This is a genomic window from Ruegeria sp. YTSA108 (assembly GCF_059610185.1).
This window is the reverse complement of record NZ_JBXWND010000001.1, coordinates 256,445-277,378: the sequence shown is the minus strand read 5'-3', so window position 1 is coordinate 277,378 and position 20,934 is coordinate 256,445. Positions and strand designations below refer to the sequence as shown.

The 20,934-nt window shown below is 56.2% G+C and carries 23 protein-coding genes; 11 read left to right on the top strand and 12 right to left on the bottom strand.

Annotated elements, in window-relative coordinates; all coding sequences use genetic code 11:
• Positions 1-25 precede the first annotated feature (25 nt).
• The 5 genes from AC2FHW_RS01430 to cobA all read right to left on the bottom strand — a co-directional run bounded on the left by AC2FHW_RS01430 (position 26) and on the right by cobA (position 4,000).
• Positions 26-433, bottom strand: coding sequence for a DUF934 domain-containing protein (locus AC2FHW_RS01430; RefSeq protein ID WP_142634095.1), 408 nt, complete (start codon positions 431-433; stop codon positions 26-28).
• Entirely contained in the window at positions 430-1,191 is a 762-nt protein-coding gene (locus tag AC2FHW_RS01425; RefSeq protein WP_271946855.1) for a phosphoadenylyl-sulfate reductase, read from the bottom strand. The genes AC2FHW_RS01430 and AC2FHW_RS01425 overlap by 4 nt, the downstream gene beginning before the upstream one ends.
• Entirely contained in the window at positions 1,181-2,845 is a 1,665-nt protein-coding gene (locus AC2FHW_RS01420; protein ID WP_496704709.1) for a nitrite/sulfite reductase, read from the bottom strand. The genes AC2FHW_RS01425 and AC2FHW_RS01420 overlap by 11 nt, the downstream gene beginning before the upstream one ends.
• Positions 2,846-2,910: 65 nt before the next feature.
• Positions 2,911-3,225 carry a DUF2849 domain-containing protein gene (locus AC2FHW_RS01415; protein WP_142634089.1) on the bottom strand — a complete coding sequence of 105 codons (315 nt, stop codon included), beginning with the start codon at positions 3,223-3,225 and terminating at the stop codon, positions 2,911-2,913.
• The gene (gene cobA, locus AC2FHW_RS01410; RefSeq protein WP_496821334.1) at positions 3,170-4,000 is read right to left on the bottom strand and encodes a uroporphyrinogen-III C-methyltransferase; all 831 of its coding nucleotides are present in this window, start codon (positions 3,998-4,000) and stop codon (positions 3,170-3,172) included. Before cobA ends, AC2FHW_RS01415 begins: the two co-directional genes overlap by 56 nt.
• Positions 4,001-4,142: 142 nt before the next feature.
• On the opposite strand from cobA, the gene AC2FHW_RS01405 reads away from it, so the two are divergent.
• Positions 4,143-4,622, top strand: coding sequence for an Lrp/AsnC family transcriptional regulator (locus AC2FHW_RS01405; RefSeq protein WP_142634084.1), 480 nt, complete (start codon positions 4,143-4,145; stop codon positions 4,620-4,622).
• A gap of 3 nt (positions 4,623-4,625) precedes the next feature.
• Here AC2FHW_RS01405 and AC2FHW_RS01400 read toward each other — a convergent pair whose 3' ends face one another.
• Positions 4,626-5,807: a cytochrome P450 gene (locus tag AC2FHW_RS01400; RefSeq protein ID WP_142635133.1), complete on the bottom strand. Its 1,182-nt coding sequence runs from the start codon at positions 5,805-5,807 to the stop codon at positions 4,626-4,628.
• Between the two features lie 47 nt (positions 5,808-5,854).
• Between AC2FHW_RS01400 and AC2FHW_RS01395 the strand changes: the two genes are divergently transcribed.
• The 6 genes from AC2FHW_RS01395 (at position 5,855) to AC2FHW_RS01370 (ending at position 12,814) form a co-directional block, all read left to right on the top strand.
• Positions 5,855-7,588 carry a sensor histidine kinase gene (locus AC2FHW_RS01395; RefSeq protein WP_142634082.1) on the top strand — a complete coding sequence of 578 codons (1,734 nt, stop codon included), beginning with the start codon at positions 5,855-5,857 and terminating at the stop codon, positions 7,586-7,588.
• Complete coding sequence (locus tag AC2FHW_RS01390) at positions 7,585-8,814, top strand: sigma-54-dependent transcriptional regulator (RefSeq protein ID WP_496750504.1); 1,230 nt, start codon at positions 7,585-7,587, stop codon at positions 8,812-8,814. Before AC2FHW_RS01395 ends, AC2FHW_RS01390 begins: the two co-directional genes overlap by 4 nt.
• A 362-nt stretch (positions 8,815-9,176) precedes the next feature.
• The gene (locus AC2FHW_RS01385) at positions 9,177-10,178 is read left to right on the top strand and encodes a DctP family TRAP transporter solute-binding subunit (RefSeq protein WP_142634078.1); all 1,002 of its coding nucleotides are present in this window, start codon (positions 9,177-9,179) and stop codon (positions 10,176-10,178) included.
• Positions 10,179-10,291: 113 nt separating this feature from the next.
• Positions 10,292-10,969, top strand: a complete 678-nt coding sequence (locus AC2FHW_RS01380) for a TRAP transporter small permease (protein WP_142634075.1) — start codon at positions 10,292-10,294, stop codon at positions 10,967-10,969.
• Positions 10,969-12,345, top strand: coding sequence for a TRAP transporter large permease (locus AC2FHW_RS01375; RefSeq protein WP_282021297.1), 1,377 nt, complete (start codon positions 10,969-10,971; stop codon positions 12,343-12,345). The genes AC2FHW_RS01380 and AC2FHW_RS01375 overlap by 1 nt, the downstream gene beginning before the upstream one ends.
• Before the next feature lie 157 nt (positions 12,346-12,502).
• Positions 12,503-12,814 (top strand): DMT family transporter, encoded by a 312-nt coding sequence (locus tag AC2FHW_RS01370; protein WP_142634071.1) that lies wholly within the window; start codon positions 12,503-12,505, stop codon positions 12,812-12,814.
• Here the strand turns inward: AC2FHW_RS01370 and tpiA are convergent, their stop codons facing one another.
• The gene (gene tpiA / locus AC2FHW_RS01365) at positions 12,815-13,564 is read right to left on the bottom strand and encodes a triose-phosphate isomerase (protein WP_496679571.1); all 750 of its coding nucleotides are present in this window, start codon (positions 13,562-13,564) and stop codon (positions 12,815-12,817) included. It lies immediately after the preceding gene.
• A gap of 116 nt (positions 13,565-13,680) precedes the next feature.
• Between tpiA and AC2FHW_RS01360 the strand changes: the two genes are divergently transcribed.
• Positions 13,681-14,604 carry an isopenicillin N synthase family dioxygenase gene (locus AC2FHW_RS01360; protein WP_496813008.1) on the top strand — a complete coding sequence of 308 codons (924 nt, stop codon included), beginning with the start codon at positions 13,681-13,683 and terminating at the stop codon, positions 14,602-14,604.
• Here AC2FHW_RS01360 and AC2FHW_RS01355 read toward each other — a convergent pair.
• Entirely contained in the window at positions 14,601-14,966 is a 366-nt protein-coding gene (locus AC2FHW_RS01355) for a HesB/IscA family protein (RefSeq protein ID WP_142634067.1), read from the bottom strand. The two genes, AC2FHW_RS01360 and AC2FHW_RS01355, sit on opposite strands and share 4 nt — an antisense overlap.
• 200 nt (positions 14,967-15,166) lie before the next feature.
• Here AC2FHW_RS01355 and AC2FHW_RS01350 point away from each other — a divergent pair, with 200 nt between their 5' ends.
• Positions 15,167-15,496, top strand: a complete 330-nt coding sequence (locus AC2FHW_RS01350; RefSeq protein WP_142634065.1) for a hypothetical protein — start codon at positions 15,167-15,169, stop codon at positions 15,494-15,496.
• A 22-nt stretch (positions 15,497-15,518) separates the two neighbouring features.
• On the opposite strand, the gene AC2FHW_RS01345 is transcribed toward AC2FHW_RS01350, so the two are convergent.
• The 3 genes from AC2FHW_RS01345 to AC2FHW_RS01335 all read right to left on the bottom strand — a co-directional run bounded on the left by AC2FHW_RS01345 (position 15,519) and on the right by AC2FHW_RS01335 (position 17,147).
• A complete protein-coding gene (locus AC2FHW_RS01345) occupies positions 15,519-15,881 on the bottom strand; it encodes an SUF system Fe-S cluster assembly protein (protein WP_142634063.1) in 363 nt (120 codons plus the stop codon).
• Positions 15,882-15,978: 97 nt separating this feature from the next.
• Positions 15,979-16,257: an NfeD family protein gene (locus tag AC2FHW_RS01340; protein ID WP_142634061.1), complete on the bottom strand. Its 279-nt coding sequence runs from the start codon at positions 16,255-16,257 to the stop codon at positions 15,979-15,981.
• Positions 16,257-17,147, bottom strand: coding sequence for an SPFH domain-containing protein (locus AC2FHW_RS01335; protein ID WP_142634059.1), 891 nt, complete (start codon positions 17,145-17,147; stop codon positions 16,257-16,259). Before AC2FHW_RS01335 ends, AC2FHW_RS01340 begins: the two co-directional genes overlap by 1 nt.
• 173 nt (positions 17,148-17,320) lie before the next feature.
• On the opposite strand from AC2FHW_RS01335, the gene AC2FHW_RS01330 reads away from it, so the two are divergent.
• Positions 17,321-18,232, top strand: a complete 912-nt coding sequence (locus tag AC2FHW_RS01330) for a nucleoside hydrolase (RefSeq protein WP_496821333.1) — start codon at positions 17,321-17,323, stop codon at positions 18,230-18,232.
• 63 nt (positions 18,233-18,295) lie between these two features.
• Positions 18,296-19,426 carry a tRNA guanosine(34) transglycosylase Tgt gene (tgt, locus tag AC2FHW_RS01325; RefSeq protein ID WP_142634055.1) on the top strand — a complete coding sequence of 377 codons (1,131 nt, stop codon included), beginning with the start codon at positions 18,296-18,298 and terminating at the stop codon, positions 19,424-19,426.
• Positions 19,427-19,475: 49 nt separating this feature from the next.
• Here tgt and AC2FHW_RS01320 read toward each other — a convergent pair whose 3' ends face one another.
• Positions 19,476-20,645, bottom strand: a complete 1,170-nt coding sequence (locus tag AC2FHW_RS01320; protein WP_281972167.1) for a sugar-transfer associated ATP-grasp domain-containing protein — start codon at positions 20,643-20,645, stop codon at positions 19,476-19,478.
• Positions 20,646-20,934 lie beyond the last annotated feature (289 nt).

The window sequence follows — 20,934 nt, the reverse complement described above, 5'->3', positions numbered from 1 at the left end:
CTATTTGAGGCTGCGAAAGGCGATTTTAGCCGCGCAGGCGGGCCTGATAGTTGTTGTCCTGCCAGTTGGCGCGAGCCACCCACTGATCTTCGGGCTGGCGATCGGCCAGAGTGTCTTCAATCTCGACCTCATCAAAGCCGCTGCGCCGCGCCATGGCATACTGGTCGGCCAAGACATGGCCTTTGGCGCGCAAGCGACCGGTATAGCCTTTCAGGCGCAGGGTCCGCGCGATGGTAAAGCCGCGCCCATCCGCAAAGGACGGGAAATCGATGCGCACCATCTTGGCACAGCCCAGCCGTTCGGCAAGCTCATCGGGATCCGTGTCCGAGCTGACATCCAGCGCGACCACATCATTGGCCGCGTCTTCCAGCGTGACATAGCCATCAGTCCAATCATCGGGGGCGAACCCCTCATCGGTTACGATAACGTTCATGTGTTCTCTCCGGCGCGCATCATCTTGCCATCGACAAAATGAATGCCGCATTCTTCCTTGTTCTGATCGCGCCACCGTCCGGCGCGGGGGTCTTCGCCCTGTTTAACCGGCGAAGTACAGGGCGCACAGCCGATCGAAGGGTATCCTTTGGCCACCAGCGGGTGCCTGGGCAAGTTGTTCTCTTCCATATAGGCGCGTACATCTTCGGGCGCCCAATGGGCCAGCGGGTTGACCTTGATCCGGCCTGTGCCGTCCTCGACCTCAAAGAAATCAAGCGTGGCGCGGGACCCGGCCTGAAACCGTTTGCGCCCGGTGATCCAGCCATCATATCCCAACAATGCCTGTTGCAGCGGGAAGGTCTTGCGCAGGTTGCAGCACGCATCCATGTCCCGCAGGCGCAGCGCGCCATAGGGGTCGTCGCGTTGAACATCCTCGTCATCCGCGCGGATGATCTTGACGTTTCGCAACCCCAACCGCTCGCTCACCTCCTGCTGATACTCCAGCGTTTCGGTGAACAGCATCTGCGTGTCGATGAACAGCACCGGGGTCATCTTGTCGACCACGGCCGCCATATGCAGCAACACCACCGATTCCGCACCAAAACTTGAGACCAGAGCGAGATCATCGATCTCTTCCATTGCTCCGTGCATCACGTCATGCGCACTGTGGTGGCGGAACCGGGCGTTCAACTCACTGACCCGTTCGGTCAGTTCACGTCTATCCCGGCCCAGTTCAGTCTGGATCAGATCAAGCGGCATTCGCTCGCGCCTCGGGGTAGAGGGCCGCCTTGAACGGAGTCATTCCGACACGGCGATAGGTCTCGAGGAAGGTTTCTTCGGCGCCCTCACGCTGCTCCAGAAAGGTTTCGACGATGCGCTCAACGGCCGGAACGATCTCATCATAGGCAAAGCCCGGACCCGTACGATCGCCGATTGTGGCGTTTTCCGTGCCGTCGCCACCCAGAGTGATCTGGTAGTTTTCGACGCCCGCACGATCCAGACCCAGAATGCCGATATGGCCGACATGGTGGTGACCACAGGCGTTGATGCAGCCCGAGATCTTGATCTTCAGGTGGCCGATATCATGCTCCAGTTTGAGGTCTTCGAACCGGGTGGCGATTTCCTGTGCAACCGGGATCGAACGCGCCGTTGCCAGAGCGCAATAGTCCATGCCGGGGCAGGCGATGATGTCGCTGATCAGGCCGATATTGGCGGTCGCCAGTTCGTATTCCTTCAGCTTGGCATGGATCGCGGGCAGGTCCGATTTGTGGACATGCGGCAGGATCACGTTCTGCTCATGGCTGATGCGCAGCTCGTCATAGGCGTACTCTTCTGCCAGATCGGCCATCACGCGCATCTGTTCGGCAGTTGCATCACCCGGCGTTGCGCCGTGCTTCTTGATCGAGATGGTGACAATCGCGTGGTCTGCATTCTTGTGCGGCGCGATGTTGGTATCGACCCACGAGCGGAAGACCGGATCGTTGGTGTAGGCACCTTCAAACGACGCAACCGACGCTTCGCGGAAGGTGGGTGCAGCGAAGTGGCTCTTGATCTCTTCCAGCAGGTTCATATCCGCGCCTTTGAACTGCGGGCGGACCTGCAGGAAACGCTCGTTCACCTTGGCGCGGATGGCGTCGATGCCGTGTTCATGCACGGTGATCTTGATGCGCGCCTTGTACTTGTTGTCACGGCGGCCGATCTGGTTCCACACGGACACGGTGGCCTCAAGGTAGGCCAGCAGATCGTCAAAGGCGACGAAGTCAGACAGTTCTTTGCCGATCATGGGCGTACGGCCCAGGCCGCCACCAACGATGACACGAGCACCCAGAACGCCGTCACGCTCGACCAGTTGCAGGCCGATGTCATGTGCCTTGATCACGGCGCGGTCATTTTCAGACCCGGTGATGGCGATCTTGAACTTGCGCGGCATGAACTGGAATTCCGGGTGGTCGGTCGACCACTGGCGCAGCAATTCCGCATAGGGGCGCGGGTCGGCGACCTCATCCGCGGCGGCACCGGCGAAATGGTCGGCGGTCACGTTGCGGATGGTGTTGCCGCTGGTCTGGATGGCGTGCATGCCAACCTCGGCCAGCGCGTCCAGCATATCCGGCACGTCATTCAGCTTGGGCCAGTTGTACTGGATGTTCTGACGGGTGGTAAAATGGCCATAGCCCTTGTCCCACTTTTCAGCCAGCAGGGCCAGTTGGCGCATCTGCGCGCTGTTCAGCGTGCCGTAAGGAATGGCGACCCGCAGCATATAGGCGTGCAGCTGCAGATACAGGCCGTTCATCAGCCGCAGCGGCTTGAACTCATCCTCGGTCAGCGAACCGTCAATGCGGCGCTCGACCTGGGCGCGAAACTGTCTGTTGCGTTCTGCCAAAAATGCTGTGTCGAACTCGGAGTAGCGATACATGATTAGCTGTCCTTAAGTGCAGCCCCGATCCTGGGGCCAATGTAGGGGAGAGAGAGGGCCAGGGATCAGGCCCGGGGCTGCGGGGAAGTTTCCTGTTTGCCGTGGGCATAGTTGGACGGACCAGTCCGGCGGAAGTCTTCCCGAAAATGAGTTGGTTCTGGGCCTTCGTCGCCAGCTATGGCATCCGCCAGATAGGCACCGACAATCTTGCCTGCCTGACGTTCGGCATCCAGAAGGCGGATCTGTGCGTGGGCTTCGTCTGTGATCAGCTCTGCCTCGGATAATTCACGCGACCAGCGGTCGTCCTCGGTCAGATAGATGACGTCACCTTCCAAAAGATCGTTGGCGGTTACCACTTTGGGGGTAAAAGCGCGGGCCATCAGGCGTGCTCCTTTTGAATTCAGTCAGGGCCTTGGCTGCCTGGCGGGGGGCAAGGCCGTAAAAAGTAAGGGTGGGGCCGTCCATGTCCGAGGCGTTCAGATCGGCGGACATGTGATCCAGCGTCGTGGTCAATATGCGCTGATCGGGACGCGACGCGTTTTCGATCAGCGTCACGGGTGTGGCCCGGTCGGCGCCGTGCATGATCAGGCGGCCCTGAATAAACCGGGCAGACTTTTTGCCCATATAGATCGCCGCCACCGAACCGGGCTGCGCCAGGGCGCTCCAATCGTGATCGGCGAACCCCTTCATGTCGTGCCCGGTCAGGAAACGGATCGAGGAATTGCGCCCGCGGCGCGTCTGGCTTTGCCCGATGCCCGCAACTGCGGCCGAGGCTGCGGTGATGCCGGGGATAATCTGCCACGAGATGCCAGCTGCTTCGACGGCGTCGATTTCTTCGTCCAAACGACCAAATACGGTGGGGTCACCGGATTTCAGGCGTACAACGCGTAGACCCTTCAGGGCGTACTCTACCAGCAGCGCGTCGATGTCTTCCTGTTTCCACGAGGGGCCGAACCCGGCTTTGCCAACATCGACCAGAACGGCCGTTTGCCCGGCTAGGGCCAGCACCTCGGCGCTGATCAACCGGTCATGCAGGACAACTTCCGCGCGCTCGAATGCGCGCAGGGCCTTGAGCGTCAGCAATTCGGGATCACCGGGGCCTGCGCCGACAAAGTCGACATGGCCTGCGTCCTGATATGTTTGCGTCACTTGCATGTTTCGGTCCGGGTTGGTTTGACTTGACCCTCAATATAGGAAATATTCCCGGTATTACGCCATATGTGCGCATAAATAAGAACAAGCGTTTCGCTGTATTGGTTAAGCGATACGAAAGTTTCGAAACGAGGAAGAAATTGGAATGTCAGTGCGGATTGATGACACGGATCGGAAAATTCTGGTTGAGCTGCAGCGCGACGCCAGCCAATCGCTGGACGAAATAGCAGCCCGCGTCGGCAGTTCCAAGACGCCTGTCTGGAATCGTATCCGCAAGCTGAAAGGGGCCGGGGTGATCGGTCAGCAGACGGTATTATTGGATGCCGAGGCGCTTGGTTTTGAGGCGACGTTCTTCGTGCTGATCCGCACCTCTGAACACGAGGCAGATTGGCAGCGCAAATTCCTGAAAGCGCTGCGGGACCGCCCCGAAGTGCAAGAGGCGCACCGGCTGGCGGGGGATATCGACTATATCCTCAAGGTGCGGGTCAAGAACGCGCGCGCCTATGACGTGTTCTATCAGACTTTGATTTCCGAGGTGCGCGTCCACAATGTGACGGCTCTGCTGTCGATGGAAGAGATCAAGTCGACGACCATGCTGCCGCTGAATGCCCTGATCGAGAACTAGCGGTCAGACCTGAACCATCAACCGCTTTAGCCCGTGAAAATGGTAGCTGTTGGAATATTCCGGTTCCGCGCTGAGCGCTAGGTTGGGACAGCGTTCGAACAGTGCCGCCAGCGCTATTCGCATTTCGAGTCGGGCCAACGGTGCTCCGACGCAGAAATGCAGACCCGCGCCAAAGCTGCTGTTGGTCAGGATGGGGCGGGTTGGATCGAACTTATGAGGTTCGGCCCAGACTTGGGGATCACGGTTCGCGGCTCCAAGCAACAAAGCGACTTCGTCACCGCGTTTAAAACTGTGCCCGAACAGGTCGATCTCTTCATAGGCATAGCGCGTGAACATATGCAGCGGCGGGTCAAAGCGCAGGATTTCTTCGACGGTGGCGTCAATGGTTTCAGGCTGAAAGGCATCGGCTTTTACACCTTGTTGCAATACGGTCCTGAGCCCATTTCCTAGCGAATGAACCGTGGCTTCATGACCGGCGTTTAAGAGCAGAATACAAGTTGCAACCAACTCGTCACGCGACAGTTTTTCACCATCTTCTTCAGCGGCAATCAACCGGGTAATCAGGTCATCCCGAGGGTCAGACCGGCGCTTTTCGACGTAAGATGAGAGAAAGTCGGTGAACTCTTTTGCCGAGGCCGCCGCCGCATCCTCGGTCTGGCGTGTGCGGCTGGCCTGATACATCGCCACCATGTCATGGGACCAGCGCAAAAGCTCGGGCGACATCTCTTCGGGAACGCCTAGAAGGCGGCAGATCGTAACGACCGGAACTTGCATGCAATAGGTGTCCAGCAGATCGAACGACGCATCCGGAAAGGCGTCGATCAGCTTGTGGCTGAGGTCATGGATCGTTGGTTCCAGTGCCGCAATGGCACGTGACGTAAAGGCGCGCATGACCAGGCGTCGAAGCCGGGTGTGGCGCGGCGGCTCTGCTTCCAACAACGAATGAGATTCGACCATCAGCCAGGGGGCTAGATGCGCAGGACCTGGACGTTGCATTTCCGCCGGTACTTCGCGACCGAAACGACGGTCCTTCAGCAAGGCCTGAACCGCCCGGTGGGATACAGCAGCGTGCATCCGGTAGTCGGCCCAATACACAAGGTCGCCATGCGCGCGGGCCGCATCATAAATCGGATAAGGGTTCTGGACAAAATTCGGGTCAACAGGGGATTGATGCAAAGTCTTCATGGCGGGCACACTTGCCATGAGGCGCGTTGAATGCAAGACCCAATGTCATGCAAAGGGTATGGTTAATTTCGACATTTCTGATTGCTGTTGGGCTGCTCTCTGTTGGAGTGTGGTCATACGGCTTTCGTCAGGCTTTGTCGCCGCTGAGCGATAAGGCTGAGGCCGATCTGGAATTGGCCGCCGACCGCCTTAGCACACAAATGCAGGTCTATCAGGAACTGGCTGTCTTGATGGCCAGCCACCCGGCTGTTCGAACGCTTGTCACGCCGAGTGATCGCGCCATCGCGCAGGCTGTGTTGCTGGACGTGGCAGACAAAACTGCCGCCGTTAACATTGTCTATCTGGACCGTCTGGGCAGGGTACTTGCAGCCGCCCACCCGGTGCCTGAATTGACGATGGCAGACCATCCCGCATTCAGGCGCGCCATGCAGGGTGCTATGGGCAGTGCCCACGGGGTCGAGTCCACAAGCGGCGATCGAACCTATTCCTATGCAGCCCCTGCCTTTGGTCCCACCGGTATAGTCGAAGGCGCATTGATGGTTATAGCCGATGTGCAAGATGTCGAACAGACTTGGCGGGGCAGTACCGAGGCCATTTTCTTTATTGATGGGGAAGGTGTGGTGTTCATCTCGAACCGATCCGACCTGTTGTTCTGGCGTCGGACCGAAGGTCAACCGGGGCTGGTGCCGCCCGAGGGGCAGGCGGTTGATTTCTCGTCGAATCTGATCGGACGACACGAGCTTTGGACCTTGAATTGGGGCCGGTATCTGCCACGGCATGCGTTACACCTTACGCTCGATCTACCGGTGATAGACATGACAGCAGAGGTGCTGGTGGATGTGGCCCCGGCGCGCCGTCTGGCGAATTTGCAAGCAGCGGCGGTCGCTGCGATCTGTCTAGCCTTCGGGGCGCTTTTGTACATGGCAACCGAACGCCGGCGCGCGCTTGCTGAGGCCAATGCGGTGCTGGAAAGCCGCGTGACGCGCAGAACCCATGCGCTTACCGCCGCGAACACGGCCCTGCGGCGCGAGGTTCATGAACGGGAAGAGGCCGAGGTCGCGCTGAAACATGCGCAGGAAGAGCTTATACAGGCCGGGAAGTTGAGTGCGCTCGGGCAGATGTCGGCGGGCATCAGCCATGAGTTGAACCAGCCGCTGATGGCCATTCGCCAATTCGCCGAGAACGGAACGGCTTTTCTGAGCAGAGGTGACGAGTCAAAAGCCGCCGAGAACCTCACCAGAATTTCCGATTTGGCCGCGCGAATGGCGCGAATTATCAAGAACCTCAGGGCTTTTGCCCGCAATGAAAACGAGCCCATGGGCAGAGTTGATCTGGTTCAGGTAATAGAAACGGCGTTGGAATTGACCGAGGCCCGGCTGAATTCGGAAAACGTTCGTATGGAATGGCAGGCTCCGGATGTCCCAATCTATGCTTGGGGTGGCGAAGTGAGATTGGTGCAGGTGTTCGTAAATCTGATTAACAACGCCGCCGATGCCATGAGTGAGCAACAACAACGCATGATCAAGATCGCGATAAACAGTGACAAGACCCTGACGGTCACGGTCAGCGACACAGGTCCAGGGATCGAGAACTCGGAGAAGCTGTTCGAGCCGTTCTATACCACCAAAGCTGTCGGTTCGTCTGAGGGCATGGGGCTGGGGCTGTCGATCTCTTATGGTCTGGTTCAAAGCTTTGGTGGTAATATTCGGGGCACCAACGCTCCGACAGGTGCGGTATTCACTGTGGAACTGGAACATTTCAGGGAAGTAGGGGTAGCATGACCCGCAAAGTGCTTTTGGTCGATGACGACTCGGCAGTGCGCGAAGCGCTGGCCCAAACGCTGGAGCTTGCCGATTATGAACCCGTAACAGCCGGGTCCTTTGTGGCGGCGAAGGATCATATCCGGGAGGATTTCGCGGGAGTGATCGTGTCGGATATCCGGATGCCTGGTCGGGACGGGTTTCACCTGTTGACCTACACCCGCGATATGGATGCTGATCTGCCTGTCATCCTGTTGACTGGAGAAGGCGACATACCAATGGCAGTGCAGGCCATGGGGCAGGGCGCGTTCGACTTTCTGGAAAAACCCTGCGCTGCGGCTGACCTGTTAAAGGTATTGGGCAAGGCCTCTGAGGCGCGAGAACATGTCCTGCAACAACGGGCGATGAAAAGCGAGCTTGAGCGCGGCGATCCAGCGGCACGCCTGCTGTTCGGTCTCTCATCAAAGGCCGAAGAACTGAGGGAAAGGGTTCGTACAGTAGCCCAGACAGGGGCCGAAGTTTTGGTCACCGGACCGGCTGGCAGCGGAGTGTCCAAAGTTGCCGAGGTCGTTCACCTAATGTCGCCGCAAAGTCAGGGCCCATTTGTCAAACGTCCATCCGCCGGTTTGTCGACCAGCGATCTGGTTCATGTCTGCGAAGATGCAGCCGGTGGTTCCCTTTTTCTGGACGAAATCTCGGCCATGCCCGAGGCCACGCAATATGCAGCACTGGAGATGGTTGAACAGGGTGTAGGCGCCCGAATTCTGGCGGGCACGACCACTGACCTGGCCGAATTGTCTTCGGATGGACGGTTCCTTGCGGATTTGTTCTATCGTTTGGATGTGATGCGCGTTCGCATACCGTCGCTTGCCGAGCGCCCCGAGGATATACCTGTAATCTTCCGCCACTATGTAGCACAGGCAGCCGAACAGGCCGGGATAAAGGAACCGGAAATCACGTCGGACCATCTGGCATCGCTGATGACCAGAGACTGGCCGGGCAATGCACGGTCGCTGATGTCAGCCGCAATGAGGTTTGTGCTGGGAATGCCCGAAGATGTCTCGCAGGCCGCAGAACTGGGGTTGAGCGAGCAGATGGCACGGGTCGAAAGATCTCTGCTGATTGCTGCCCTTGGCCGGCATAACGGCAAAGCATCAGAAGCCGCAAAGGCGCTAAAGCTGCCTCGCAAGACCTTTTACGACAAACTGGCGCGATATCACATTCGTCCGGAAGACTACCGTAGGTGAAAGCTCCTGCCAGCTTTTCCCGCATTGTCATGCGGTTAAGCTGTTGGGTGTAGCAGTCCGCTGACGCGGACCGTGGGAAGAGCCAAATCCCGGTAAACGATTCGCGTTCGGCGAATCGCTATTTGTGCGGAAATCCACACAATGGGGCATTTATATGTGCGGATTCTCGCACGGGTTCCCGAATGGCTCAAATGGATACCAGACAGGAAGTGCGTAACACTCAGTAAATAAATGAAAAAATACTACCCGATAGTGAAGCCCACAATAAGTTGAGGGCTTGACCCCGATTCGGTTCACTCGCCGCCATGGGACGACTTCGGCACGTCCGGAGACGTAGTGAAGTATCTGGGAGAACTCGACTGATGAAATTTTTGACAACGGCAGCGACGGCCGTCGCTCTAACCGTAACAGCAACCGCAGGCATGGCCGCTTGTGAAGACGGCGAAATCGTCGTGAAATTCGCGCATGTGACCAATACCGATAAACATCCCAAGGGTATTGCAGCCTCGTTGCTGGAACAGCGCGTTAATGATGAGATGAATGGCGTGATGTGCATGGAGGTCTACCCGAACTCCACGCTCTATAACGACGATAAAGTCCTTGAGGCGATGTTGCAGGGCGATGTGCAACTGGCGGCCCCGTCATTGTCCAAGTTCGAGAAGTTCACCAAGCAATTCCGCCTGTTCGACCTGCCGTTCATGTTCAAGAACATTGACGCGGTAGACGCATTTCAGGCTTCGGCTGACGGTCAGGCGATGAAAGACAGCATGCAGCGCCGTGGCCTGCAGGGGCTGGCATTCTGGCACAATGGCATGAAACAGATGTCGGCCAACAAACCGCTGGTCGATCCGTCGGATGCCAATGGCCTGAAATTCCGCGTCCAATCCTCTGACGTGCTGGTCGCGCAGATGGAGGCGATTGGCGGAAGCCCGCAGAAAATGGCTTTCTCAGAGGTTTATGGCGCGTTGCAGCAAGGTGTCGTCGACGGACAGGAAAACACTTGGTCCAACATCTACGGCAAGAAGTTCTTTGAGGTTCAGGACGGTATCACTGAAACCAACCACGGTGTCATCGACTATTTGGTCGTGACATCGGTTGACTGGCTGGACAGCCTGGATCCTGCGGTGCGCGAACAGTTCCTGACCATTCTGGGCGAAGTGACAGAACAGCGGAACAAAGAATCCTTCTCGGTGAACGAGGAAGCCAAGGTCTCGATCACAAATGCGGGCGGTATCATCCGTGAACTTAACCCTGAACAGCGTCAGGCCTGGATCGACGCCATGAAACCTGTCTGGGAACAGTTCGCCGGTGACGTGGGTCAAGAAAAGATCGACGCCGCACAGGCTATCAACGCCGGGTTCTGATCCTGGTATACGCCGCGCGTCCGGGGACTGGGGAGTATTCGACGCGCAGGCAGGGTGGGCCGATTTGGCCCGCCCAAACAGCACTTATCTCAAAAAAATGTGGGGACAGATAGATGTCTGGTGCGCAATCCGGCCAAGGCGGGCTGGTCGACCATATCGAAGAAACCTTGATCGCATCGTTGCTGGGCCTGATGACGGCTGTGACATTTGCCAATGTGATCGCGAGGTATTTCTTTAATTCCAATATCCTATGGGCACTGGAGCTGACGGTATTCGCCTTCGGCTGGTTGGTGCTGCTTGGGGCGTCTTATGCCGTCAAGAAACACGCCCATCTGGGAGTGGACGCCATCCTGAACATGCTCAGCCCGGCGCCTCGACGGATTTTGGCTCTGATCGCAGTAGCCTGCTGTCTGGTGTTTTCTCTGCTGATGCTAAAAGGCGCATATGACTATTGGGCCGTGTTCGCGGATCTGCCACCCACATCGGGGCGATGGTTCCCTACCGGGTTCAACTTCGATGCGCGCAGTCAGAGTTTTTATGAGGTTGACGACATTCCGATGGTTGCCCCGCTGCGGTTTCTGGAGGATCTGATCAACTATGGCGAGGGCTATGAAAAACTGCCCAAGGTGGTGCCGTATCTGGTTCTGCCCGTGTCGATGCTGCTTTTGGTGATCCGCTTTGCGCAGGTTGCGGTACAGATTTGGCGCGGAGAAGCCGATCGGATGGTCGCCAGTCACGAAGTCGAGGACGAGATTGAAGAAGTCCGCGCTCAGCAAGGAGAGCACAACTGATGGATGTCATTCTTCTGTTCTCGATGGTCGTAGGTTTGCTGTTGATCGGTGTACCGATTGCGGTGGCTCTGGGGCTCAGTTCGACCCTGTTTCTGCTGATCTATTCCGACAGTTCGCTCGCCTCGGTCGCAGGTACCTTGTTTGAGGCTTTCGAAGGGCATTTTACCCTGCTGGCGATCCCTTTCTTCATTCTCGCCTCGTCCTTCATGACCACGGGCGGCGTGGCCCGGCGCATCATCCGTTTCTCGATTGCCTGCGTGGGGCACTTGCCCGGAGGTCTGGCGATTGCGGGGGTGTTCGCCTGTATGCTGTTTGCGGCTCTGTCGGGGTCGTCTCCGGCTACGGTGGTGGCCATTGGTTCGATTGTGATCGCCGGGATGCGGCAGGTTGGTTATTCCAAGGAGTTTGCCGCCGGTGTGATCTGTAACGCCGGGACGCTGGGCATTTTGATCCCGCCGTCGATCGTGATGGTGGTCTATGCGGCTGCTGTCGAAGTTTCGGTTGGCCGCATGTTCCTCGCCGGTGTGATCCCCGGCCTGATGGCTGGGCTGATGTTGATGATCACCATCTATGTGATGGCCAAGGTCAAGAACCTACCCAAAGGTGAATGGAAAGGCTGGGGCGAAATCTTAGTCTCTGCACGCGAAGCAGGTTGGGGTCTGTTCCTGATCGTGATCATTCTGGGTGGCATCTATGGGGGTATCTTTACCCCGACCGAGGCCGCTGCGGTGGCCGCAGTCTATGCCTTTTTGATTGCCAGCTTCGTCTACAAGGACATGGGCCCCCTCAGCACCGAGGGTGAGGAAAAGAATATCTCTTTGCTCAGAAAGCCTTATGCGCTGATCACGGCAATTTTTCACCCCGACACCAAGCAGACGTTGTTCGAAGCTGGGAAACTGACCGTTACCCTGCTGTTCGTTATCGCCAACGCCTTGATCCTGAAACATGTACTGACCGATGAGCAGGTTCCGCAGCACATAGCAACTGCCATGCTGTCGGCAGGTCTGGGGCCGGTGACTTTCCTGATCGTGGTCAATGTGATCCTGCTAATCGGCGGCCAGTTCATGGAGCCTTCGGGCCTGCTGGTGATCGTAGCACCACTGGTGTTCCCGATTGCAATCGAGCTAGGCATCGACCCGATTCACCTGGGCATCATCATGGTTGTGAACATGGAGATCGGGATGATTACCCCGCCGGTCGGCTTGAACCTGTTCGTGACCTCGGGCGTGGCGGGCATGCCGATGATGGGCGTTGTCCGGGCGGCCCTGCCATTCCTGGCGGTCCTGTTCGTCTTCCTGATCATGGTGACCTATATCCCGTGGATATCCACCTTTCTGCCCAACACTTTCATGGGGCCGGAGATCATAACAAACTAGCGGGTCCAGCCGCTGAGAATAAGACCGGGCAGGGGATCTCTGCCCGGTTTTTGCGTCTTGAACGGGGCGCCAAGGGGATTATCTAAAAGGGCAGAGGACGACCTCTCCATCACGGGACAGTATCCGGGACGACCCGGACTGATCAGAGGTCTCTTCTATGCCCTGGATTATCCTGTTGTTTGCCGGCCTGCTTGAAATTGTCTGGGCCGTGGCGATGAAACAATCTGCCGGGTTCACCCGGTTCTGGCCGACCGCCCTGATGGCGGTTTCGATGCTTGGTTCGTTCACATTGCTGGCACTGGCCATGCGGACGCTGCCTTTGGGAACAGCCTATGTCATCTGGACGGGAATAGGAGCGGTTGGCGCGTTTACCTTTGGTATTCTTTTTCTGGGCGAAGCCCTGACCGCCACGCGCATCTGCGCGGCAGTCTTGATCATAGCCGGGATGGTGACGATGAAAATGGCCTGATCAGGCCTGTTCCAGAGCCTGAATGATGCCCGAGAAATCGTCAGCCTTCAGGCTCGCCCCGCCCACCAATGCGCCATCCACGTTCGATACGGCGAAAATCTCGGCGGCGTTTGATGGCTTTACCGAGCCGCCATAAAGCAGCCGGACCGAACGCCCAACGCCTTCGCCAAAGCGCCGTTCCAGCCGCGCGCGGATAAAGTCATGAACCTGTCCGATCTCATCCAGGGTGGGCACTTTCCCTGTGCCGATGGCCCAGATCGGCTCGTAGGCAACAATCAGGTTTTCACCGGTTGCCTGATCCGGGATCGAGCCAGACATCTGACCGCCGATTATATCCAGGGTATTGGCGGCCTCGCGCTGTTCCAGGCTTTCACCGACGCAGATGATCGCCTTTAGCCCACCGTACATTGCGGCAATAGATTTAGCACGAACATCTTCATTCTGTTCACCATGGTCTTCGCGGCGTTCAGAATGGCCAAGAATGACGGCTGACGCTCCGGCGTCGACCAGCATCTGGGCGCTAATGTCACCTGTATGCGCGCCCGAGTTCGCCGCGTGGCAATCCTGACCGCCTATCTGGATGTTTCCGACCGGGACCTTCTCTTTGGCCCGTTGGATCAAGGTGGCAGGTGGGCAGATCAGAATATCAACTGCCGGGGCAGCATGCATGTGAGAAAGGGCCTGAAGCTCTCTCAAGTCGGCAGCATTACCATTCATCTTCCAGTTTCCAGCCGCCAGTTTGCGCCGCATATCGCGTCCCCTTGAAATAAATCGGTTTTCTGGTGACCGGATATCATTGCCAGTCAGGTCTGACAATTCCGGTTGCAGAGCCCGTTGCAAAACGGCAGTTTCCGCCGCGATGAGGAATGAGCAATATGATCGAACATCTTGATCTTGAAAAACTGGATCGGTGCGACACGGCGGAATTGGCCAAATTGACCCGCGCCGTCGGTGAAGTTGGGTTTCTGACCGTGTCCAATACTGGTATCTCCGCCTGTCGGGTGGAACGGGTCATCTCGGCATATCACGCATTCTTCCGGCTGCCAGAGGCCGAGAAACGGCGTGTTGATATGGCTGTGACCGGGTCCAACCGTGGGTGGGGCGCCTCGCGCTCGGAACAGGTAGATCCAGCTGCAAATCCTGACTTCAAAGAGGTGTTCGATTGCGGATACGAGCTAGCTGAGACCAATAGGTACTTTGGCAAGAACCTCTCGGTTTATGCCCCGAACCAATGGCCGGAGACTGTGCCCGAGTTTCGATCAATCATCGAGGCCTATTATGGTGACGCCTGTTCGGTTGCCATGCGGGTGTTGCGCGCCATTTCGGTGGCATTGGGCAAGGATGCCAACAGCTTTGACACTGCCTTCGACACGCCCATGGCCCTGTTGCGCGGCAATTATTACCCGCAAAGGCCAGTCTGGGCAGGCGAAAAGGATTTCGGTATCGGAGCGCACACTGATTATGGCTGTCTGACCCTGCTGGCCACCGATGGTCGAGCCGGGTTAGAGGTACAGATGCGGGACCAGAGTTGGGCTCAGGTCCAAGCGCAGCCCGGAACATTCATTATCAATTTTGGGGAGATGCTGGAGTTCTGGACGGCAGGGGCGGTCAAGGCAACTCTGCACCGTGTGATCGGTGGATCTGCTGAAAGGCTGTCGGTTCCTTTGTTCTTCAACCCGTCTTATGACACCAATGTTGCCCCGCCACATTCAGAGAATGTCATCCAGGCAGGAGAGCACTTGACGCGTCGGTTCAACGAGACCTATGTGCACTTGCAGGCAGCGTCTTAAGGCTGAGTTGCAATGCTTTCGTCGAACTTGATGGATTCTCCGCAACCGCAGGCATCTACAACATTCGGGTTGCGGAACTTGAAACCGGATTCAAGTAACGAGACCTCATAGTCGATCTCTGTTCCAAACAGGAACATCTGTGCCATCGGGGCGATCATGATCCGCGCGCCGTCCTGCTCGACCACTTCATCATTGGTGTCAGGCTGGTCGACATAGTCCATGGTGTATTCCATCCCGGCACATCCGCCTTTCTTGACGCCAATACGCAAACCAGCATGACCGCCCGAAGTCATCAGGCGGGCAATCTGCTCTGCAGCCTTTGGTGTCATTGTTACGGCCTGTTTGCCGGGGATGCCGAACATCATGATCTCCGTCGTTGTTCGTTGTTGCTAATGTAGTGCCGCGAGGCATCAGGCTCAAGACATAGCAGGATTTCTTACCTAACTTTTACTGTCGGATTAGATTTCCCGCCCCAGTCGGTAAGCAAGGCTTGCTTTGCAAATTACACTCGTCATAGCCTGACCCATGATCCACTTTTGGAAAATATTTGAGGCTGAATAGCATGAAAAGACTTTGGTTTAGAAAAAAAGATATTCTTACAATTCCTTCTCTGATGCTGTCTGTGTTTTTGGCTCAGACGGCGATCGCAGAAGAAAAGCAACATCCGGTAAACTGTGCAACGGCAGAAGGTGATTTGCGCGCGATTGCAACCGAACGAAAACATGCAGAGGAGGAGCAGGCAAAAAGTGTAATTGCCATTACACCTGCTGGGGCGCTTCTAGGCCTTGTGACTGGAACCGAAAAGAAAAGACTAACTATGTTATCAGGAGATTACATAGAGAAGCTTAACCAGAGGTCGGACGAAATCAAATCGACCTGCGGAATTCAATAACAGAAGGCTTTCGCACTTGGACTTACATAAATCCAAGTTCCAGGCGCGCTTCGTCTGACATCATTTCCATGCCCCAGGGGGGCTCCCAGGTCAGTTCCACGTCAACTTCTTTAACGCCGGCCACGGGTTCGATTGCCTCGACGATCCACCCAGGCATTTCGCCGGCAACCGGGCAGCCAGGCGCGGTCAGTGTCATGATGACCTTGACCGCGTTTTCCTGGGTGATGTCGATCGTATAGATCAGACCCAGATCATAGATGTTTACAGGGATTTCGGGGTCATAAACCGTTCGGCAGGCGTCGACCACCGGCTCATAAAGAGGGTGTTCAATCGTTGAAGGGGCAATAAGAGGTGTGCCTTCAAACTGTTCGCTCGGATGAGTCATTCGTGCCTCGGGTTTGTTACCTGACGAATTATATAGGGAAAGCCTCGGGCAGCGTCCAGAGGCACAATGACACCCCCTTAAGGGGTGCCATAAGAGTTTAGTCGTTTATGTCATGCCTGAACTTCTTCACCTGGCCATGGGGCAGAGCAAAGACGCGGCGCAGGATCAGCCAGGCAATCAGCGACAAAGTCGCAAAGATCATAAGCAGGATCGGCAGCGACGGTACTATGCCAGGGATTGCCAGCAGAATACCCGTCAGCCCGGCCCCGATGGCGAAACCCAGAAAGATGAACCCAGGTAGGACTATTTCGAGGATGCCCAAAGCCAACGCGCCAGCCAGCCATAGCCACCATGTTAACCAAAAGGGATCAGCCATTATGTACGTCCTTTCAACATGTTGAAGGCGTTTCCAAAAGCTTCAAGCGCATTGGCAGGTACAACGATAGTCTGCGAGCCATTGCCGGTGCCCAGCGTGTTCAATGCCTCAACCTGTTTCAATGCAACCTGGTACTGAGCCGCCTCGATACCGTTTTCCTTAATCGCCTGGGCAACAACACTGGTTGCATAGGCTTCGGCTTCGGCTTGAATGCGGCGCGCTTTGGCCGTTTGTTCTGCCGCATAGAGTTCGGCGTCGGCCTGAAGCTCAACAGAGCGTTTCTTGCCCTCGGCCTCGGTAACCTGCGCGCGGCGTGCGCGTTCGGCATTCAACTGTTGCAGCATCGCGTCACGGGTCGCCTGATCGAGGTTAACGTCCAAAATCTCGGCGCGCGTCACTTCGATCCCCCAGTCATCCACTGCGGTTTCGACGCTTCCTTGAATCTGAGTGATCAGTTGAGCACGGTTCGACTGAACTTCGTCCAGGTCCATCTTGCCGATTTCCGCCCGGACGATACCGGCAACGGTCGTCGCGATAGCACCATCTACATCGCGGATGCGGTAGACTGTCTTTTCCGGCTCTAGGATGCGGTAAAAGACCGAAGTGTCGATTTGGACCAGAACGTTATCTTTGGTGATTGCGTCCTGCGTTGCATTGGGAAGCTGGCGTTCCAGAATGGATATCTTGTGCCGCGCAACATCCAGTAAAGGAACGATAAAGTTGATCCCAGGGCCAAGCACCGAATGCAAGCGCCCGAACCGTTCGACCACATACTTTTCCGATTGCGGCACGATTTTAATGCCTTTTAGCGTGATGATGACGATCAATGCCGCCGCGAGCAGGTAAATTATGTTCGAAGAAAGCAATCCAATGATTTGGTCTTCGGTCATATCTGTCCTCTTTTATTGTGTACGATAGTATACATTTGGGGGTTGAATCGCCCTTTTTCAACTCTGGTATGGAGGGATTGTGCTTGGATTCAAAACGCTGATCCATGGATTTTGGTTAGTTTTTGCTATTGTGACCGCTTTGCATCCCCTCGCGTTTGCGCTATCGGGCTGGGATGAAACTGATTATTGATACAGACCCCGGCATCGACGATGCGATGGCCATTGCATATGCCGCTGCAGCCCCCGAGATTGACTTGATCGGCCTCACGACCGTTTTTGGCAACACCCACGTTCATCAATCCAGCCGCAATGCACGGTTTTTGGTGGATAAACTTGGGTTGGACATTCCCGTCGCCCAAGGCGCGGCCTACCCACAGGGAACAGGGCACCACGTACCGTCCGAACATGTTCACGGTCCCGAAGGTTTTGGGGATATTACCGATATCCCGGAAATCGGGGCGAACCATGATTTGAATGCCACGGAATTCCTGGTGGAAATGGCGCGCCGCCACAAGGGAGAGCTGACGGTTTGTGCAATCGGCCCCTTGACTAATATTGCTGCGGCGATGCGTTTGGACCCTGAGTTTTCGCAGAACATCAAACAGTTGGTGATCATGGGTGGGGCGGTTTTCTGCCCAGGAAACATCACGGAACATGCCGAAGCAAACATCTATCACGATGCCCTTGCCGCAAATGAAGTGTTTGCAGCACCCCCGGCGACCGTTGTGGTTGGTTTGGATGTCACCTTGAAAACGCTGTACAAAAGTGCGGATTTTGACGGTCTGGCCCAACGCTCGCCCGATATGGGGGCTTTCCTGCGTGACATCTCGGTATTTTACCTGAAATTCTACAAGGATATCGGCGGGTTGGAGGGCTGCGGCCTGCATGACTCGACTGCTGTGATCGCCTGCACCCATGGCACGATGTTCGAGATGGTCGAAACCGGGGTTGAGGTAATTGTGGGTGGTACGGAATCCGGCGCTACGCGTCCGGTCTCAACGCGACCGGCTGTGCTGGTATGCCGGGATGTTGACGGGGCAGGGGTTGTTGATCTGTTTACCCGGCAGGTTGCCTCTTTACCCTGACAACTTGCAATGGCTGAACAGATCGGGCAAATCCTGCCCGGTTCAGCGACCCGAGGATGCCCAATGACAGACCGTTTCTCATTTGACCTGAAGGCCACGGACGGCAAGGCCCGCGCCGGAGTGATCCACACACCGCGCGGTGAAGTGCGTACTCCGGCGTTCATGCCCGTAGGCACTGCTGCGACGGTCAAAGCGATGATGCCGGAAAGTGTTCGTGCAACCGGTGCCGATATCTTGTTGGGGAACACCTATCACCTGATGCTGCGCCCTACGGCCGAGCGCATTGACCGTTTGGGTGGGTTGCATAAATTTATGAACTGGGATCGCCCGATCCTGACGGATTCCGGTGGATTTCAGGTCATGTCCCTGGCTGGTCTGCGCAAGCTGACCGAAAAGGGCGTGACCTTCAAATCTCATGTCGATGGGTCCAAGCACGAGCTGACCCCGGAACGCTCGATGGAGATTCAGCGTCTGCTCGGGTCAGACATCGTGATGTGTTTTGACGAATGTCCGGCCCTACCCGCAGATCGAGATCGAATTGCTGAATCAATGCGCCTGTCGATGCGATGGGCCGATCGATCGCGACAGGCTTTCGGCGACCGTCCTGGACATGCGTTGTTTGGGATCATGCAAGGCGGGCTGGAACAGGATTTACGCGAAGAAAGCGCCGAGGCGCTGAAAGCGATCGGATTCGAAGGCTACGCGGTTGGCGGTCTGGCCGTGGGCGAAGGTCAGGAGGCAATGTTTGGTTGCCTCGACTACGCTCCTGACTTTCTGCCAGCCGACAGACCGCGCTATTTGATGGGCGTTGGAAAGCCTGACGACATTGTCGGAGCTGTCGCCCGCGGGATCGACATGATGGATTGTGTCTTACCCTCACGGTCCGGTCGCACAGGACAGGTGTTCACTCGTTACGGCGTGGTCAACATAAAGAATGCCCGCCACGCAGATGACCCGCGCCCGCTGGATGAGGCCTGCTCATGCCCGGCGTGTTCGAACTACTCTCGCGCCTATCTACACCATGTGTTCCGCTCGAACGAGATGATCTCGGGCATGCTGCTGACCTGGCATAATCTGCACTATTTTCAGGAAATAATGCAGGGTATGCGCGATGCCATTGCTGCTGGTACATTCGACGCCTGGCAGGCGACCTTCCATGCGCAGCGCGCGCAAGGGGATATTGAACAGATTTAGGTTCAGCGCCTTTTCAGTCAACCTAACAAGACTCTAGATTGAGGGCGCTTTATCTGCGTTTACCGAACAGCCAGCGCTTCTTTTGTGGTTTTGCATCGAGGTCGTAGCCAAACCCTTCGAAAAAGCTACGAACTTCTGGGGTCAACATCCCACGACCACTTGCATATTGAGGCAGGTCGAAGCCACCGCCATAGTTCAGCTCGACAACGACCGGACCAGACTCGGTTATAGCAATGTCGGTCGACTGATATCGAATTGGCTGAAAGGTTCTTGCAGCACGGTCATTTATTTCGATCAATTCGTCCCAAAAAGGCAGTTTCAAGCCCATTAAACCGGGGTTGTCAGGATGGTCATCCAGGAATTCTGTTTCCATCTTGGCGCGGCGCGCGACGGTTTCGATAACGCCGGTTTTGATATTGATCGAACAAGCAAGGTTCCCCGGTCTCCAGAAGGCGTCCGCAATATTGGGGCCCTGCGGAAGTTTAATAACGGCAACTGGGCAAAAGACGTCGTTTTCTCTTACCAGCGTAACCATTCGCACCGTTGCAAGGGCTGAAGCGTAGTCTTGGATTGCAGAGTGATTTTTGAGCAAAGGTTGCACGACATATGAATTCTGCCCAACGAACTCGTCTAGGAATGCCTCATAGGCGATCGGCGGTTGGCCTGCACAAGTGATAGTGGATTGATCCGCGTCCTCGATCAAAAAGGCCCCAAAGCTTACCATCCCCTCGACGATCTTTCCAAAAAGCCCACCTTCCAGATGGTTGCAAACGAGATCGCGCAACGCCTCAGGAGTGTTGATTTTCGTAACCCCGGGGTAGTGTCGGTTCGAACGGTCGATGACGCCAACGGTTTCCGGGACAGGTACACCTGCTGTTTCAAGCAAAGTAGAAGCCAGTATCTTGTCTTCTGCGGCACTGTTCCAACCATGATGGTTACACTTGTGGGCGATGGGCCAATGGAGATCATTGGAGATGTATGCCGCGCGTTCGGCGTCGGTAAAGCGGTCTTCGTGATGAAGGCCATTGCGCACATACTCAACCATATTCAAACGGCTGGGAGGCTTTGCCATTTGATTGAAGCTCCGTTGGACTTGTAAAACAGAGCGCCCAGAGCTTTTGGCGGCATGCGCTAAAAGCGTCGCATGATCGGAGTCGCGGGCAGATAGGTACCGTTGATGGTCGGATTCCGCAGCATTGATATTTTTTGGATTTGTCATCTCTACGACTCACAGTAATCGATCAGAAGTTGGGGTATGCAATCATATTGTTTGCGATGATGGCAGGCTTTGGGCAGCTGCCTGTTAGATAGTGTTGTACTTTTGCTGTTGGTTTCTGAATTTCCAGGCAGGCAATCGCCGAAGAAACCAAGCGGGGTCAAATTGAGAATTTGACAAGACCGATCATGTTATCGTCTTGCGGAGGCGCAACCTTCCGGTCATTGTTAGGTCCACTACAGGTAAGGTTGAAATAGGACGCTTGGCGCACCACCTTTACCTTCCAGACAGG